Raw genomic sequence first — 13,810 nt, forward strand, 5'->3', positions numbered from 1 at the left:
TGACGCTTCGCACCCAAGTACTTCGTTACCTTACCTAACTCTTGACGATTTCTTGACTCTCCGCGAGGTGTGATCGAACGTATGCCCGTTCTGGTTCCCGACTCCGCGTCAAGGGGCGCTGGGCCCTGCGCCTATGGTTGCTCCAGCGCTCAGTCAAAAGCACAGCCCGCCCTGCCGCTCGCGTTAGGACAGCAAGGACAGCGATGCCCCCCAACACCACCGCCTCTTCGGGTCAGCAGCCCGGCAAGTCCGGCAGGAAGAAGGGGCGCAAAGCCCGCTTGTTCGTCCTCGTGCTGGTGCTGGCCATCATCGGGGGCGTCGCCTACGGGGCGTACTGGTCGATCAGCACCGTCCGTGCCTCCTTCCCGCAGACGCAGGGTTCCCTCACACTCAAGGGCCTGTCGGGTCCCGTCGAGGTCAAGCGCGACGGCTACGGCATCCCGCAGATGTACGGCTCCTCCGACGCGGACCTGTTCATGGCGCAGGGCTACGTCCAGGCGCAGGACCGCTTCTACGAGATGGACGTACGCCGTCACATGACCTCCGGGCGCCTGTCGGAGATGTTCGGCAAGGGCCAGGTCAAGAACGACGAGTTCCTGCGCACCCTGGGCTGGGACCGGGTCGCGAAGGAGGAGTACGACAACACACTGTCGGCCTCCACGAAAAAGTACCTCCAGGCCTACGCCAAGGGGGTCAACGCCTACCTCCAGGGCAAGGACGGCAAGGACATCTCCCTGGAGTACGCGGCCCTCGGCTTCGAGAACGACTACAAGCCCGGTGTGTGGACCCCGGTCGACTCGGTCGCGTGGCTGAAGGCCATGGCCTGGGACCTGCGCGGCAACATGCAGGACGAGATCGACCGCGCCCTGATGACCAGCCGCCTCGGCCCGAAGCAGATCGCCGACCTGTACCCCGAGTACCCGTACAGCCGGAACCGGACGATCGTCCAGCAGGGTCAGTACGACGAGCTCACCGGAACCTTCGAGGGCGCCGGCGACACGTCGGACGGCGGAACGTCCACGAGCGGCACAAGCGGCACCAGCGGCACAAGCGGCACCGGGACGGGCACCTCGTCCTCCACGGCCGGCTCCGCCCTGCAGAGCCAGCTGACGGGCCTCCAGAACATCCTGGACGACGTCCCGACGGCCGTCGGCGTGAACGGCAACGGCATCGGCTCGAACTCCTGGGTCGTGGCCGGGAAGTACACCATCACCGGCAAGCCGCTCATGGCCAACGACCCGCACCTGTCGGCCTCGCTGCCGTCCGTCTGGTACCAGATGGGCCTGCACTGCCGGACCGTCTCCGCCACCTGCCAGTACGACGTCAGCGGCTACACCTTCGCGGGCATGCCCGGCGTGATAATCGGTCACAACCAGGACATCTCCTGGGGCATGACCAACTCCGGCGTCGACGTCACCGACCTCTACCTGGAGAAACTCTCCGGCGACGGCTACCTGTACGACGGCAAGGTGAAGCCCTTCACCACGCGCGAGGAGACCATCAAGGTCGCCGGCGGTGCCGCCAAGAAGATCGTCGTCCGGGAGACGAACAACGGGCCCCTGCTGTCCGACCGTGACGACGAGCTCGTGAAGGTCGGCAAGAAGGCCACGGTCGACACCTCCGCACCCGACCGCGGCGACGGCTACGGCATCGCGCTGCGCTGGACCGCGCTGGACCCGGGCACCTCCATGGACGCCGTCTTCGCGATGGGCAAGGCGACCGACTGGAACGGCTTCCGCAAGGCCGCCGCCCTGTTCGACGTGCCCTCCCAGAACCTCGTGTACGCCGACACCGATGACAACATCGGCTACACGCTGCCCGGCAGGATCCCCACGCGCGCGCAGGGCGACGACGGCTCCATCCCGGCGCCGGGCTGGGACTCGAAGTACAAGTGGACCGGCTACATCAAGCAGGACGAGCTGCCCTACGAGTACAACCCGGAGCGCGGCTACATCGTCACCGCCAACCAGGCCGTGATCGACCAGGACAAGTACCCCTACACGCTCACCACGGACTGGGGCTACGGCACCCGCAGCCAGCGCATCACCGACCTGATCGAGTCGAAGATCAAGGGCGGCGGCAAGATCTCCACCGACGACATGCGCCAGATGCAGCTGGACAACAGCAGCGAGATCGCCAAGCTGCTCGTGCCCAAGCTGTTGAAGATCAACCTCGACGACCCCCACGTCCGTGAGGCGCAGGAACTCCTCGAGGGCTGGGACTACACCCAGGACGCCGACTCGGCCGCGGCCGCCTACTTCAACTCGGTCTGGCGCAACATCCTCAAGCTCGCCTTCGGCAACAAGCTGCCCAAGGAGCTGCGGGTCAAGGGCCAGTGCCTGTGGGTCGACCAGATCAGCACCACCGGCCCCGCCGACGAGGCCGGCAAGGTGATCGAGTGCGGCCAGCGAGAGGCCGACCAGGCGCAGCCGGACGGCGGCGACCGCTGGTTCGAGGTCGTCCGCAACCTCATGAACGACGAGAAGAGCGACTGGTGGACGACGCCCGGTTCGGGCAACCGGGAGGGCGCCCTCAAGAACCGCGACAAGCTGTTCGAGCGCGCCATGATCGACGCCCGCTGGGAACTGACCGCCAAGCTCGGCAAGGACATCGACACCTGGAGCTGGGGCCGGCTGCACCGCCTGTTCCTGAAGAACCAGACGCTCGGCACCGAAGGCCCCGGCTTCCTGCAGTACATGCTCAACCGCGGCCCCTGGAAGCTCAGCGGCGGCGAGGCGGCGGTCAACGCGACCGGCTGGAACGCGGCCGGCGGCTACGGCGTCGTCTGGGTGCCGTCGATGCGGATGGTGGTCAACCTCGGCGACCTCGACAAGTCGAAGTGGATCAACCTCACCGGTGCCTCCGGGCACGCCTACAGCGCCCACTACACCGACCAGACGGGCAAGTGGGTCAAGGGCGAACTGCTGGACTGGTCCTTCTCGGCCAAGGCGGTCGACGACAGCACGAGCGACACCCTGGAACTGAAGCCGTGAACCACTGACGGCAACGCCGTCGAACCGGCCCTCCACGCGCGCGTGGAGGGCCGGTTCGCGTTCAGCGCCCGCGCCGGAAGCGGCGCACGCCCGACGGCGTCACCACCGCGTTCACCGGCCGGTCGTGCGCCTGTGAAGGCACGCGCTCCACGACCTCCGAGTCGTACAGCAGCACCACCAGCGCGGGGTGTGCGCCCGTGCGCTCCAGGCGCGCGAGTACCCGGTCGTACGACCCTCCGCCGCGCCCCAGACGCATACCGCGCGCGTCCACCGCGAGGCCCGGCAGCAGCACGGCGTCGGCGTCGGTCACGGCGTCCGCGCCCAGGCGCTCGGCGACCGGCTCCAAGAGGGCCATCTTTCCGCCGTGTTGGACGCGCGCGAGGGCGCCCTCGCCGGTGTAGGCGCCCCAGTCCAGGTCGTTGTCGGGCAGGAGCACCGGAAGCAGGACCCGCACGCCCCGCGCGCGCAGCGCGTCCAGGAGCGTGAGCGTCCCGGGTTCACTCCCCACCGAGACGTACGCCGCCACTGTGCGCGCCCGCGCCAGCTCGGGCAGCTCCAACGCCCTCCCGGCCAGCGCGACGGCGGCTTCCCGCACGTCATCGGCCGTCAACGTGTTCCTCACCGCGAGGATTTCTCGCCGCAACATGCGCTTGTCAGGCTCGCCCGGACGTCCGAAGTGACTCACAGGTTGCTCTGTATCCTTTCAATCCGCTCATATGAGAGCCAATTAACCGGAGCCTCAGATTCCCTGCAAAGACACCGGATAAGGTTGCGGGCATGACTCAGTCGCACCCTCGGATCAGCAAGGCTGTCATCCCCGCAGCAGGCCTCGGCACCCGCTTCCTGCCGGCCACCAAGGCCACCCCCAAAGAGATGCTGCCGGTCGTCGACAAGCCCGCGATCCAGTACGTGGTCGAGGAGGCCGCCTCCGCGGGCCTCGACGACGTCCTCATGATCACGGGACGCAACAAGCGTCCCCTCGAGGACCACTTCGACCGCAACTACGAGCTGGAATCGGCCCTTCAGAAGAAGGGTGACGCGGACCGGCTCGCGAAGGTGCAGGAGTCCAGCGACCTCGCCACCATGCACTACGTCCGTCAGGGCGACCCCAAGGGCCTCGGGCACGCCGTGCTGTGCGCCGCCCCGCACGTCGGCCACGAGCCCTTCGCCGTCCTGCTCGGCGACGACCTGATCGACCCGCGCGACCCGCTGCTCAAGCGGATGGTCGAGGTCCAGGAGCAGCGCGGCGGCAGCGTCATCGCGCTCATGGAGGTCGCCCCCGAGCAGATTCACCTCTACGGCTGTGCGGCCGTCGAGGTCACCGAGGACAGCGACGTCGTCCAGGTGACCGGCCTGGTCGAGAAGCCCGACCCGGCCGACGCCCCGTCCAACTACGCGGTCATCGGCCGTTACGTCCTCGACCCGCACATCTTCGACATACTCCGCAAGACCGAGCCCGGCCGCGGCGGCGAGATCCAGCTCACCGACGCCCTCCAGCAGCTCGCCGAGGACGAGAAGGTCGGCGGCCCGGTGCACGGCGTCGTCTTCAAGGGCCGCCGCTATGACACCGGCGACCGTGGCGACTACCTGCGTGCCATTGTCAGACTCGCATGCGAACGTGAAGACCTGGGCCCGGACTTCCGGACCTGGCTTCGCAGTTACGTAGCCGAGGAGATGTAACGACGTTGAGCAGCGCCGCACCCCGCACCACCGGCCACGACCAGCTGTGGTCGGTGGACGAGCACCTGGAGGACATCCTCGCGACCGTCCGCCCCCTGGAACCCATCGAGCTGCAACTCCTCGACGCCCAGGGCTGCGTCCTGGTCGAGGACATCACGGTGCCGGTGTCCCTGCCGCCGTTCGACAACAGCTCCATGGACGGGTACGCGGTGCGCGTCACGGATGTCGCGGGAGCGAGCGAGGAGTACCCCGCCGTCCTGGACGTCGTCGGGGACGTCGCGGCCGGCCAGGCCGACCTGCTGCACGTGGGACCCGGCCAGGCCGCCCGCATCATGACCGGCGCCCCGCTGCCGCCCGGCGCCGAGACCGTCGTCCCCGTCGAGTGGACGGACGGCGGCCTCGGCGAGGGCCCCGTGACCGGGATGCGCGCCCGCGCCCTGGCCCCCGACGGCGCCGAGGGGCACGTGCACGTGTACCGGTCGGCCGAGGCTCGCGCGCACGTGCGAGCCGAGGGCAGTGACGTGAAGGCAGGGGACCGCGCCCTGGAGTCGGGCGCCGTCCTCGGCCCGCCCCAGATCGCCCTGCTCGCCGCGATCGGCCGCGCCACCGTACGCGTCCGGCCGCGCCCGCGCGTGGTCGTCATGTCCACCGGCAGCGAACTCGTCCAGCCCGGCCAGGAACTCGGCAGTGGCCAGATCTACGACTCCAACAGCTTCGCCCTCACCGCCGCCGCGATCGACGCCGGCGCCATCGCCTACCGGGTGGGCGCCGTCGCCGACGACGCCGAGACCCTGCGGTCCACCATCGAGGACCAGCTCGTCCGCGCCGACCTCATGGTCACCACCGGAGGCGTGAGCGTCGGGGCGTACGACGTCGTCAAGGAGGCGCTGTCGCACGTCGGCGACGAGGACGAGGCCGGCAGCGGCATCGAGTTCCGCAAACTCGCCATGCAGCCCGGCAAGCCCCAGGGATTCGGCTCCATCGGCCCCGACCACACACCGCTGCTGGCCCTGCCCGGCAACCCGGTGTCGTCGTACGTCTCCTTCGAGCTGTTCGTGCGCCCCGCGATCCGCGCCCTGATGGGCCTCCCGGACGTCCACCGGCCGCGGACCCGCGCGACGCTCACCACCCACAAGGCGCTGACCTCGCCGAAGGGCCGCCGGCAGTTCCTGCGCGGGACGTACGCCGAGGGTGCGGTCACCCCGGTCGGCGGTGCCGGATCGCACCTGGTCGCGGCCCTCGCGCACGCCGACGCGCTGATCGTCGTCCCCGAGGACGTGGAGTCCGTGGAGCCCGGCGCCGACATCGAGGTCGTCCTGCTCGGCTGAGCAGCGGGGGTCCGCGCCGCTCAAGGGTTCAACTTGGCGGTACCGTGTCGCGCACAACAGGCTCACGCGCCGCATCGCGCCGGGCCCGGACCGGGAGCGCGACACAGCATGACAGTGCCTTCCCGGGGGGAGACCCCCGGACCCTCTGTGCAGGACCGTCTGACCCACATCGACGAGGCGGGCGCGGCCCGCATGGTCGACGTGTCCGGGAAGGACGTGACCGCGCGCACCGCCAGTGCCAGCGGCCGGGTCCTGGTCTCGCCCCGCGTGGTCGAGCTGCTGCGCGGCGAGGGCGTCCCCAAGGGAGACGCCCTCGCCACCGCCCGGATCGCGGGCATCATGGGCGCCAAGCGCACCCCCGACCTCATCCCGTTGTGTCACCCCTTGTCGGTGTCCGGTGTGAAACTGGACCTGAGGGTCGCGGACGACGCCGTGGAGATCTGGGCCACGGTGAAGACGACGGACCGCACGGGCGTCGAGATGGAAGCCCTCACCGCGGTCTCCGTCGCCGCGCTCACCGTGATCGACATGGTCAAGGCGGTCGACAAGGGAGCGGTCATCACGGACGTCAGGGTCGAAGAGAAGACGGGCGGCAAGTCGGGCGACTGGAGCCGGGCATGACGTATCGCGCTCTCGTCATCACCGCCTCCAACCGGGCCGCCGCCGGGATCTACGAGGACAAGGGCGGCCCGCTGATCGCCGACGGCCTCAAGGGCTTCGGCTTCGCCGTCGAGGGGCCGCAGGTCGTCCCCGACGGGGAGCCGGTGGAGGCCGCCCTGCGTGCCGGGGTGGACGCCGGGTACGACGTGATCGTCACCACCGGCGGCACCGGCGTCTCGCCCACCGACCGGACCCCCGAGGCGACGCGCCGGGTGATCGACCACGAGGTGCCAGGCATCGCGGAGGCCATCAGGGCGTTCGGACGGGAGAAGGTGCCGACGGCCGTGCTCTCCCGGGGCTTGGCCGGAGTGGCGGGGCGCACGCTGATCGTCAATCTGCCGGGCTCCACCGGCGGGGTGCGGGACGGACTGGCCGTCCTGGAGCCCCTGTTGGTGCACGCCGTCGACCAGCTGCGCGGCGGCGACCACCCCAGACCCGCCGCCGGTAGTGGGGGTGCGAGCTGAACAGCCCATCCTGGCCCGTCGTACTGGCGGACGGCGATGTCGTCCTCCGGCCGATAAGAATGCGCGACCAGCGGCCGTGGCGCGAGGTCAACCGGCGCAACCGGGACTGGCTGCGGCCCTGGGAGGCGACGATCCCGCCGCCCACGCCCAGCGGGCCCATCGCGCACCGGCCGACCTACCGCCAGATGGTCCGGCATCTGCGGGCCGAGGCGAACGCGGGCCGCATGCTGCCGTTCGTCATCGAGTACCAGGGCCGGCTGGTCGGGCAGCTGACGGTCGCCGGAATCACCTGGGGCTCGATGTGCTCGGGCCATGTCGGCTACTGGGTGGACGAGTCGGTGGCCGGCCGCGGAGTGATGCCGACATCCGTGGCGCTCGTCGTGGACCACTGTTTCCGGACCGTGGGTCTGCACCGCATCGAGGTCTGCATTCGCCCCGAGAACGGGCCCAGCCGCCGGGTCGTGGAGAAACTCGGATTCCGCGATGAGGGCCTGAGACCGCGCTATCTCCACATCGACGGCGCCTGGCGCGACCACCTCGTGTTCGCACTCACCGCGGAGGAGGTGCCCGACGGTTTGCTCAGGCGCTGGCAGCGGGCACGATCCAGGAGCGCCCCGCACGACAATCCCGCATAACGCGGAAATTGAATATGTGTTCGAAAATGATCGACGGATGACCGTCTCGAGACAGGGAATTCGCTTCCTCGGTGGCCTGTTGATCGCATCGGTCACAAAAAAAGCTCGAAATATCAGCCAGATCGTGCGACACACCGGCGTAATTGGCAGATGGCCTCACGCAAACCCCTCTACCGTGTGAGGCGTGAGCAGCAGCGGCCTCATCTACGCAGTCATTGTCGGGGCCTGGGCCGCCTACTTGGTGCCGATGTGGCTCCGTAGGCAGGACGAGCTGAACGAGGCCCGTCCGACGGAACGCTTCAGCACGGCCATCCGGTTGCTGTCCGGACGGGCGGGCATGGAGCGCCGATACGCCAAGGACCTGCGGGCGCGCTCCACCGAAGAGGGGGAGCCCAGCGCCGCGGACCCGGGCGCGGTCACCGATTCGGTGGACGTCCGGGCCTTCGCCATGCCTCCGGCCCGTCCGCAGGCGCAGGCCGCGGTCCAGGAGCAGGCGCCGGCCCGGTCGGAACAAGCGCGCGAACCGGCGCGCGAGAAGGCGAGTGCGCCCGCGCGAAAGCGGGTGCCGGTCGCCCGGCGCACGCCCGCGGAGGAAGCGGCCGCCGCGCGCGCCCGGCGTACGAAGGTGCTCGCGCGCCGTCGGCGTACGACCGTCATGTTGTTCATCGCCTTCTCGCTCGGTGCGATCGTCGCCGCGGTCGGCGGGCTCACATTCCTCTGGGCGCCCGGCGTTCCCGCCGTGCTGCTCAGCGCGTACATCGCCTACCTGCGCTCCCAGGAGCGGCGGCGTTTCGCCTACCAGATGGACCGCCGCCGTGCCGAGGTCGCCGCACAGCGACTGCGTGAGCGGACGCGCCAGCCGCGCCGGCGCGCGTCCGTCGACACGGGCGCCGACGCCGAGGAGCCGGACCGAGGGCCCGCGTCCGAGCTGGACCCCGGGCTGTCGGCGCTGGCCGCGGACCGGCGTGCGCTCGTCGAGCAGACCGACCACGCGGAGTGGGTGGACCAGCAGCGCGAGCGCCAGCAGCGGCCCGGGCACGGCGACAGCTGGGACCCGGTGCCGGTGCCGCTGCCGACGTACGTGACCGCCCCGGTCGCTCCGCGGGCCACCTCCGACGTGGACCTCGGGGCACCTGACGCGTGGAGCTCCGCGCGGTCCAGTGCCGCCACGCCCGAGCAGGAGGCGCGGCCCGGCGAGCGGGACGGCCAGGCGGAGGAGGCCGCCGACGAGGAGGACAAGCCGGCGGCGGACGATCGCAGTGACGCCCGTCGCGCCGCCTCCGCCCGACGCGCCCGTGAGCGTGGCCGCACGCCGCTCTTCGACCAGTACGAGGACGGCGACCGGCCGCGGGCCGCGAACGAGTGACCCGAGGTGGTGTGACCAGCCCGGGAACGGATTTCCAAGCACCCGGACGGGGATGCTAGAGTTTCACTCGTTGCAAGGGCCTGTGGCGCAGTCTGGTAGCGCACCTCGTTCGCATCGAGGGGGTCTGGGGTTCAAATCCCCACAGGTCCACGCAGCTCAAAGCCCCGGTCGGGAAGTCCTGACCGGGGCTTTGACATGCCGTACAGCAGCGAAGTACAGCAACTACTCCGGCTCTTGCTTCCCAAGGTGCTTGCCCAGCTTGCGCAGTGCCCGGCGGGTCGCCTCCGAGGGCACGTGCGTGTACACCTCCATGGTCACCGCGATCTTGCTGTGCCGAAGGATCTGCATCGCGACCCGCGGGTGCACGTCGAGCGCGGCGAGGAGCGAACCGCACGTGTGCCGAGTGTCGTGGAGACGGATCTGACGGACGCCGGCCCGCGTTGAGCGGTCGACGAACCGGCGGTTGAAGTTGCGGGGTTCGAACGGCGTGCCGTAGCGGGTGGTGAACACGAAGCCGAAGTCCGACCACAGTTCACCGGCCGCCTGCTTGGCCAACTCCTGTTCCTTCTGCCTGCGCTGGAGAGCCGCAATGCAGATCTCCGGGAGCGGCAGCACGGCCGTTGACGCCTCGGTCTTGGTCTCGTCGTGGACCAAGCGCCGGTTGATGCGCTGTAGCTGCATCTGAACTGAGATCTCACCTGCGTCCAAGTTCACGTTCTCCCAGGTGAGGCCGAGCACTTCGCCACGCCGGAAGCCCAGGACCAGGATGAGCACGTAGGCCGCGTACAGCGGGTCATGCGCGGTGCTGGCCGCTTCGAGGAACTGTCGGGCCTCTTCCACCGACCATGGATGCCGCTTCACCTTGCGCGCCGACCGCACCTTGACCAGGCCAGCCACGTTCTTCGAGATCAGCTCTTCCGTCATCGCGTTGGTCAGGGCCGACCGCAGCACAGCGCGTGCGTCCTGCACGGTGCGACGCGATGGGATGCGCTCGCAGCAGTCACCGGCGGCACAGCAGCGCGGCGTGTCCCGCTTCGCATCCAGGCCCTGAGTGCAGCACTGGCACTGATCCAACAGGGCGTTGACCCAGTTCCGGACGTCCCGCACGGTGAGCTTGTCGAGCCGCTTCGAGCCGAGTCCCGGCGTGATGTAGAGCCGGACGTGCATGGCGTAGGTCTCGGCGGTCTTGGGCTTCAGGTCGGGCGTCACGACCTCCTTCAGCCACTGCGCGAGGTACTGCGCGAGCGTCGGCGAGGACGTGACCACCGGTCCTTGCTTGGCCTCAGCGTGCAGCTTGATCCACTTGTCGTGGACCTCTTCGCGGGTCTTGCCATAGACGTACTTCCGCTTGCGATTGCCGTCGGGGGTGGTCACCCAGGCGTAGGCGGCGAAGCCGTTCTTGTACGCGTAGATCGAGCCTTCACCGTTGCCGCGCTTGCCACTCATGCCGACACCCCCTCAGGGGTGGTCGTGACGCGCTGCACGTACTCGTCCACCCATTCCGGCAGGATGCGCCGATTGCGGCCGATCTTCACAGAGCGGATCTCTCCGGTGAGGATCAGCATCTTGGTCTTGGAGAGCCCGAAGCGGAGCAGGACCGCGACTTCCTCCGTCGTGTGCCACTTCGGTTCGATGATGGTTGCGGTCATGCTGCTTGTTCCTCCGTGTCCAGTTGGTCTTGCAGGGCTTCGCGGGCGATCTCTCGGTTGTGCTGGATGTCGCGGCGGATGTTGGCGGCGAGCCAGGATTCGCCGGGGGTGTGGCCGTGGCCGGCGTAGGCCCAGTGCGCGAGGGTCAGGGTCGTTGCCTCTTCGTCGTCGGGGTCGGGCAGGCCGAGGGCTTCGCGTTGCTGGGCAGCGCGGTAGTCGGCGCGGACCTGTCGCAGGGCGCCGAGCGTGGTGGAGTAGCGGCGGGACTTGGTGGAGAAGTGGCCGCGGAAGCCGAGCATGTGAGCCCAGGCCAGGAGCTTGCGTTCCGGGTAGAGCGGGTGCAGGTCCATGCACGCTTCGATCAGTCGGCGCGGGTGGTCGGGCACGCCTAACAGGACGAGGGCTTCCTTGTTCCCGACCCGGCGGTCGACGGTGCCGGTGGTCTCTGCCGCCTTGGTGGCGTACTTGGCGACGTAGGAGGCCACGGCGGCTTCGGTGATCTCCTCGCCGTGGCCGAAGGCACCGATCGGCTGGACGTCGAGCTGTGTGCCCCACCGGAGGGTGCGGGCAGGCTGATCCCCGGCAGGAGGCACGTCGACCGCCACACGGTCAGCAGCGGCGCGGATCGCGCCGTCCAGCAGGTCGAGGGTTGCCCAGGCCGGCGGCAGATCGTCAGGCCCCTCGGGTCCGTCGAAACGGATCACCGCATGGAAGTGCACGGCCCCGCGCTTCTGGTACTCGGCGACCTTGCCGAAGGAGACACGGGACTGTTCACGGGCGTCCTTCTGCGTGAGTCCGGCCCGCTTCGCGATCTCGCGGCGGAGGTAGATCGTGAAGTAGCGCCACAGCTCGGAGGCGTGGTTGTTCCATAGCACCGCGCCCGCGTAGTCGTACGTCGCCGGATTCAGCGGGGTGCCGAGCTCGGGTGCGTCTTCGCCGTGCCGTGTGCCGCAGCGGCAGGGCCGGTTGCCCGGGCGGTTGTGGACCGGCCCGAACGAGGGCGCGGTGAGAGTGGCGAAGACCCGAGGGTGATCCCGGATCGTGTGCGGGGTGCCCTTGGCGGGATCGCCGACTAGGCCGGCGCGGATGAGGTGGTACGTGTCCCCCGCGTAGGTCCAGGCGCAGGCCGGGCAGCGCGAGGCACGGCGGTTGCCGCAGGCCACCCGGAGCATGCCGCCCGGTTCGTGGTCGGTGTCGTAGGAGTGCAGGACCTGGCCGGTGACCCGGTCGCGGGTCACGGTGGCGCCGCGTAGGTGGATCGGGTCGGAGCATCCTCCGGTGCGGCGGAGCTGTTCGTTAAGGCGGTCGAAGCCGGGGGCCCCGGCCACCCTCAGCACGTCGGCGAGGGTGGCCGGGTCCAAGCCCGCCATGGTGACGGTGTCCGTCACGCGTTGTCCTCCTTCGGCGGGTGACGGTCGATCCAGTCCTCGGCGCAGACCTTGTGGACGGGCTTGCCGCGGTCGGAACGCAGGGGGGTGGGCTTGGTGCAGATCACGCAAGGCTGGTCGCCGGTGTGGTCGTAGTGCTCGGGTGAACGCCAGTTCAGGAGCGCCACGGCGGTCACCTCCCCGCACGAGTGAGGGAGGCAGCGGGCGTGGCGTAGCCGGTGCCCTTGCAGGTCGGGCAGGTGACGCGGAGGGTGTCGCGGGTGCCGTCCTGGTGGCGAGTGCCGGTGGTGATGGCGGCGGTGGCGAAGCCGTCGCAGTCGCGGCAGACGGGCGTGCTCTGGGCGTGCTGGGGCATGATGGGGCTTCCCTTTCGGGTCCGATGGATCTGGAAGTGGTGAAAGCCGTCCGGGGCGGCGGAAACTTGGCGGTTGAGGCCGCCCCGGAGGGCTCTACTTGCTGAGCGCGCGCGGTGACTTCTTGCGCTTGGACGTGCGGTTGATCGTGTAGCCGATGCCGCCGCTTGCCGAGAGGACCGCGACGGCCGCACCGGCGACGACCTGCGCCACGAACGCGATCACCAGGAGGACCGTGACGGCTCCAGCGGTGATGACCAAGGTCAGGACGATCGGGCCGGTGTAGGAGCGCGGGGCTTCCTGGACGATCACCACCCTGCGCACGTCGGTGCCGGGCGGAAGCTGCCGGTAGATCTCGGTCGGGATGTGACCGGCGCGAAGCTGGTCTTCGGGAAGCTGCACGGTTCGGCCCTCCAGTTCAGGTGCAGCGGTGGGTGCGGGCGGCGAGTTCGGCGGCCGAGCGGTCGCCGTGCTCGGTGGAAAAGCCACACTTCGGAGCCGTGCACGCGGCGGCGTGCTTGGTCTGGCCCCGGCCGTTGTTGAACGTGCCGACCTTGACCGGTCCGATGCGGATCACGTCGTAGAAGCGGTTCGGGCGCATGGTCTGAACCTCCTTGTCTGTCAGGCGAGTTGGGCGGCGATCGCGCCGGCGAGGTCTTCCGGGATGCCGAGGCGGGCGCGCAGGGTGGCGGTGTCGATGTCGGTGCCGGTGCGCGTGCGGTGGTCGGTGGCGACCTTTCGGGCGTGGTCGACCAGCGCCGGCGGCACCGGTGGATGAGCTGCTTCGGGCAGAGCCGGGGCGGGTTCCGGCGTGGTGATCTCCGGGGCCGGTTCGGGCATCTCGGGGCGGTCGACCACGGGTACGGGCTGGGTTGCGGGTTCCTGTGCCGGGGCGCGGTCGGCGGGTTGGTGGGCGAGCAGGGTGCCGCCCAGGAAGGCGAGCGCGGGCCAGCCGGCCACGAGGATTCGCAGCCAGTCCGGCACGTGCTCCAGGTCGAGGAGCCCGGCGGTGGCGACGTTGGCGCCGAGCGAGGCGGTCAGGGCGACCAGGAACCAGAACCAGGCCAGCTTGGACCGGTCGGTGCGCAGCCTGCGCCAGACGGCGACGAGGAGCAGGTCGACCGAGACTGGGTAGGCCCAGGCTTTCCAGCCGGTCTGTCCGGCCGCTTCGGCAAGGTCATGCAGGTGGGCGAAGGACAACGCACCGGCAATCACGGCTTGGACGAGTACGGCGTCAAGGCGGATCGAGCGGGTCACGGGTCTTCACCTCCTTCGCGGGGATGGGGCCGAGGCT

16 protein-coding genes and 1 tRNA gene are annotated in these 13,810 nt (G+C 69.6%); 8 read left to right on the plus strand and 9 right to left on the minus strand.

Annotation, left to right across the window (positions count from 1 at the left end; genetic code table 11):
• Window positions 1-203: 203 nt before the first annotated feature.
• On the plus strand, window positions 204-2,993 hold the full coding sequence (locus KUM49_RS47775) for a penicillin acylase family protein (protein WP_217243272.1): 2,790 nt from the start codon (window positions 204-206) through the stop codon (window positions 2,991-2,993).
• Between the two features lie 61 nt (window positions 2,994-3,054).
• Here KUM49_RS47775 and KUM49_RS47780 read toward each other — a convergent pair whose 3' ends face one another.
• The gene (locus tag KUM49_RS47780; protein WP_217243273.1) at window positions 3,055-3,639 is read right to left on the minus strand and encodes a 5-formyltetrahydrofolate cyclo-ligase; all 585 of its coding nucleotides are present in this window, start codon (window positions 3,637-3,639) and stop codon (window positions 3,055-3,057) included.
• Between the two features lie 131 nt (window positions 3,640-3,770).
• Here KUM49_RS47780 and galU point away from each other — a divergent pair, with 131 nt between their 5' ends.
• From galU to KUM49_RS47815, 7 genes are all read left to right on the plus strand, one after another.
• Complete coding sequence (gene galU / locus KUM49_RS47785) at window positions 3,771-4,673, plus strand: UTP--glucose-1-phosphate uridylyltransferase GalU (RefSeq protein ID WP_217243274.1); 903 nt, start codon at window positions 3,771-3,773, stop codon at window positions 4,671-4,673.
• Between the two features lie 5 nt (window positions 4,674-4,678).
• A complete protein-coding gene (gene glp, locus KUM49_RS47790) occupies window positions 4,679-6,001 on the plus strand; it encodes a gephyrin-like molybdotransferase Glp (RefSeq protein ID WP_217243275.1) in 1,323 nt (440 codons plus the stop codon).
• Window positions 6,002-6,109: 108 nt separating this feature from the next.
• On the plus strand, window positions 6,110-6,622 hold the full coding sequence (moaC, locus tag KUM49_RS47795; RefSeq protein ID WP_217243276.1) for a cyclic pyranopterin monophosphate synthase MoaC: 513 nt from the start codon (window positions 6,110-6,112) through the stop codon (window positions 6,620-6,622).
• Window positions 6,619-7,125, plus strand: coding sequence for a molybdenum cofactor biosynthesis protein B (locus tag KUM49_RS47800; RefSeq protein ID WP_217243278.1), 507 nt, complete (start codon window positions 6,619-6,621; stop codon window positions 7,123-7,125). Before moaC ends, KUM49_RS47800 begins: the two co-directional genes overlap by 4 nt.
• Window positions 7,122-7,760: a GNAT family N-acetyltransferase gene (locus tag KUM49_RS47805; RefSeq protein WP_217243303.1), complete on the plus strand. Its 639-nt coding sequence runs from the start codon at window positions 7,122-7,124 to the stop codon at window positions 7,758-7,760. The genes KUM49_RS47800 and KUM49_RS47805 overlap by 4 nt, the downstream gene beginning before the upstream one ends.
• A 184-nt stretch (window positions 7,761-7,944) precedes the next feature.
• Window positions 7,945-9,126 (plus strand): gephyrin-like molybdotransferase receptor GlpR, encoded by a 1,182-nt coding sequence (gene glpR / locus KUM49_RS47810; protein WP_217243279.1) that lies wholly within the window; start codon window positions 7,945-7,947, stop codon window positions 9,124-9,126.
• 76 nt (window positions 9,127-9,202) lie between these two features.
• Window positions 9,203-9,276 (plus strand) — tRNA-Ala (locus KUM49_RS47815).
• 72 nt (window positions 9,277-9,348) lie between these two features.
• Here the strand turns inward: KUM49_RS47815 and xerC are convergent.
• The 8 genes from xerC to KUM49_RS47855 form a co-directional block, all read right to left on the minus strand.
• A complete protein-coding gene (gene xerC / locus KUM49_RS47820; RefSeq protein WP_217243281.1) occupies window positions 9,349-10,572 on the minus strand; it encodes a tyrosine recombinase XerC in 1,224 nt (407 codons plus the stop codon).
• Window positions 10,569-10,775, minus strand: a complete 207-nt coding sequence (locus KUM49_RS47825; RefSeq protein ID WP_217243282.1) for an excisionase family DNA-binding protein — start codon at window positions 10,773-10,775, stop codon at window positions 10,569-10,571. The genes xerC and KUM49_RS47825 overlap by 4 nt, the downstream gene beginning before the upstream one ends.
• Window positions 10,772-12,163 carry a replication initiator protein RepSA gene (gene repSA, locus KUM49_RS47830; protein WP_308407055.1) on the minus strand — a complete coding sequence of 464 codons (1,392 nt, stop codon included), beginning with the start codon at window positions 12,161-12,163 and terminating at the stop codon, window positions 10,772-10,774. The genes KUM49_RS47825 and repSA overlap by 4 nt, the downstream gene beginning before the upstream one ends.
• On the minus strand, window positions 12,160-12,330 hold the full coding sequence (locus KUM49_RS47835) for a hypothetical protein (protein ID WP_217243283.1): 171 nt from the start codon (window positions 12,328-12,330) through the stop codon (window positions 12,160-12,162). Before KUM49_RS47835 ends, repSA begins: the two co-directional genes overlap by 4 nt.
• A gap of 5 nt (window positions 12,331-12,335) precedes the next feature.
• Window positions 12,336-12,518, minus strand: coding sequence for a hypothetical protein (locus KUM49_RS47840; RefSeq protein WP_217243284.1), 183 nt, complete (start codon window positions 12,516-12,518; stop codon window positions 12,336-12,338).
• Between the two features lie 94 nt (window positions 12,519-12,612).
• Window positions 12,613-12,918 carry a hypothetical protein gene (locus KUM49_RS47845; protein WP_217243285.1) on the minus strand — a complete coding sequence of 102 codons (306 nt, stop codon included), beginning with the start codon at window positions 12,916-12,918 and terminating at the stop codon, window positions 12,613-12,615.
• A 16-nt stretch (window positions 12,919-12,934) separates the two neighbouring features.
• Window positions 12,935-13,117, minus strand: a complete 183-nt coding sequence (locus KUM49_RS47850) for a mobile element transfer protein (RefSeq protein ID WP_217243286.1) — start codon at window positions 13,115-13,117, stop codon at window positions 12,935-12,937.
• 20 nt (window positions 13,118-13,137) lie between these two features.
• On the minus strand, window positions 13,138-13,773 hold the full coding sequence (locus tag KUM49_RS47855) for a DUF2637 domain-containing protein (RefSeq protein ID WP_217243287.1): 636 nt from the start codon (window positions 13,771-13,773) through the stop codon (window positions 13,138-13,140).
• Window positions 13,774-13,810 lie beyond the last annotated feature (37 nt).

The sequence above is a fragment of the Streptomyces sp. AC555_RSS877 genome, from assembly GCF_019049245.1.
Lineage (GTDB): Bacteria > Actinomycetota > Actinomycetes > Streptomycetales > Streptomycetaceae > Streptomyces.

What these genes read in the sequence shown, in the direction of transcription:
- KUM49_RS47775 (WP_217243272.1), top strand. Translation starts at nt 204, where the DNA reads ATGCCCCCCAACACCACCGCCTCTTCGGGTCAGCAGCCCGGCAAGTCC.
- KUM49_RS47825 (WP_217243282.1), bottom strand. Translation starts at nt 10,775, where the DNA reads ATGACCGCAACCATCATCGAACCGAAGTGGCACACGACGGAGGAAGTC.
- KUM49_RS47850 (WP_217243286.1), bottom strand. Translation starts at nt 13,117, where the DNA reads ATGCGCCCGAACCGCTTCTACGACGTGATCCGCATCGGACCGGTCAAG.
- KUM49_RS47780 (WP_217243273.1), bottom strand. Translation starts at nt 3,639, where the DNA reads ATGTTGCGGCGAGAAATCCTCGCGGTGAGGAACACGTTGACGGCCGAT.
- moaC (WP_217243276.1), top strand. Translation starts at nt 6,110, where the DNA reads ATGACAGTGCCTTCCCGGGGGGAGACCCCCGGACCCTCTGTGCAGGAC.
- KUM49_RS47800 (WP_217243278.1), top strand. Translation starts at nt 6,619, where the DNA reads ATGACGTATCGCGCTCTCGTCATCACCGCCTCCAACCGGGCCGCCGCC.
- xerC (WP_217243281.1), bottom strand. Translation starts at nt 10,572, where the DNA reads ATGAGTGGCAAGCGCGGCAACGGTGAAGGCTCGATCTACGCGTACAAG.
- KUM49_RS47840 (WP_217243284.1), bottom strand. Translation starts at nt 12,518, where the DNA reads ATGCCCCAGCACGCCCAGAGCACGCCCGTCTGCCGCGACTGCGACGGC.
- galU (WP_217243274.1), top strand. Translation starts at nt 3,771, where the DNA reads ATGACTCAGTCGCACCCTCGGATCAGCAAGGCTGTCATCCCCGCAGCA.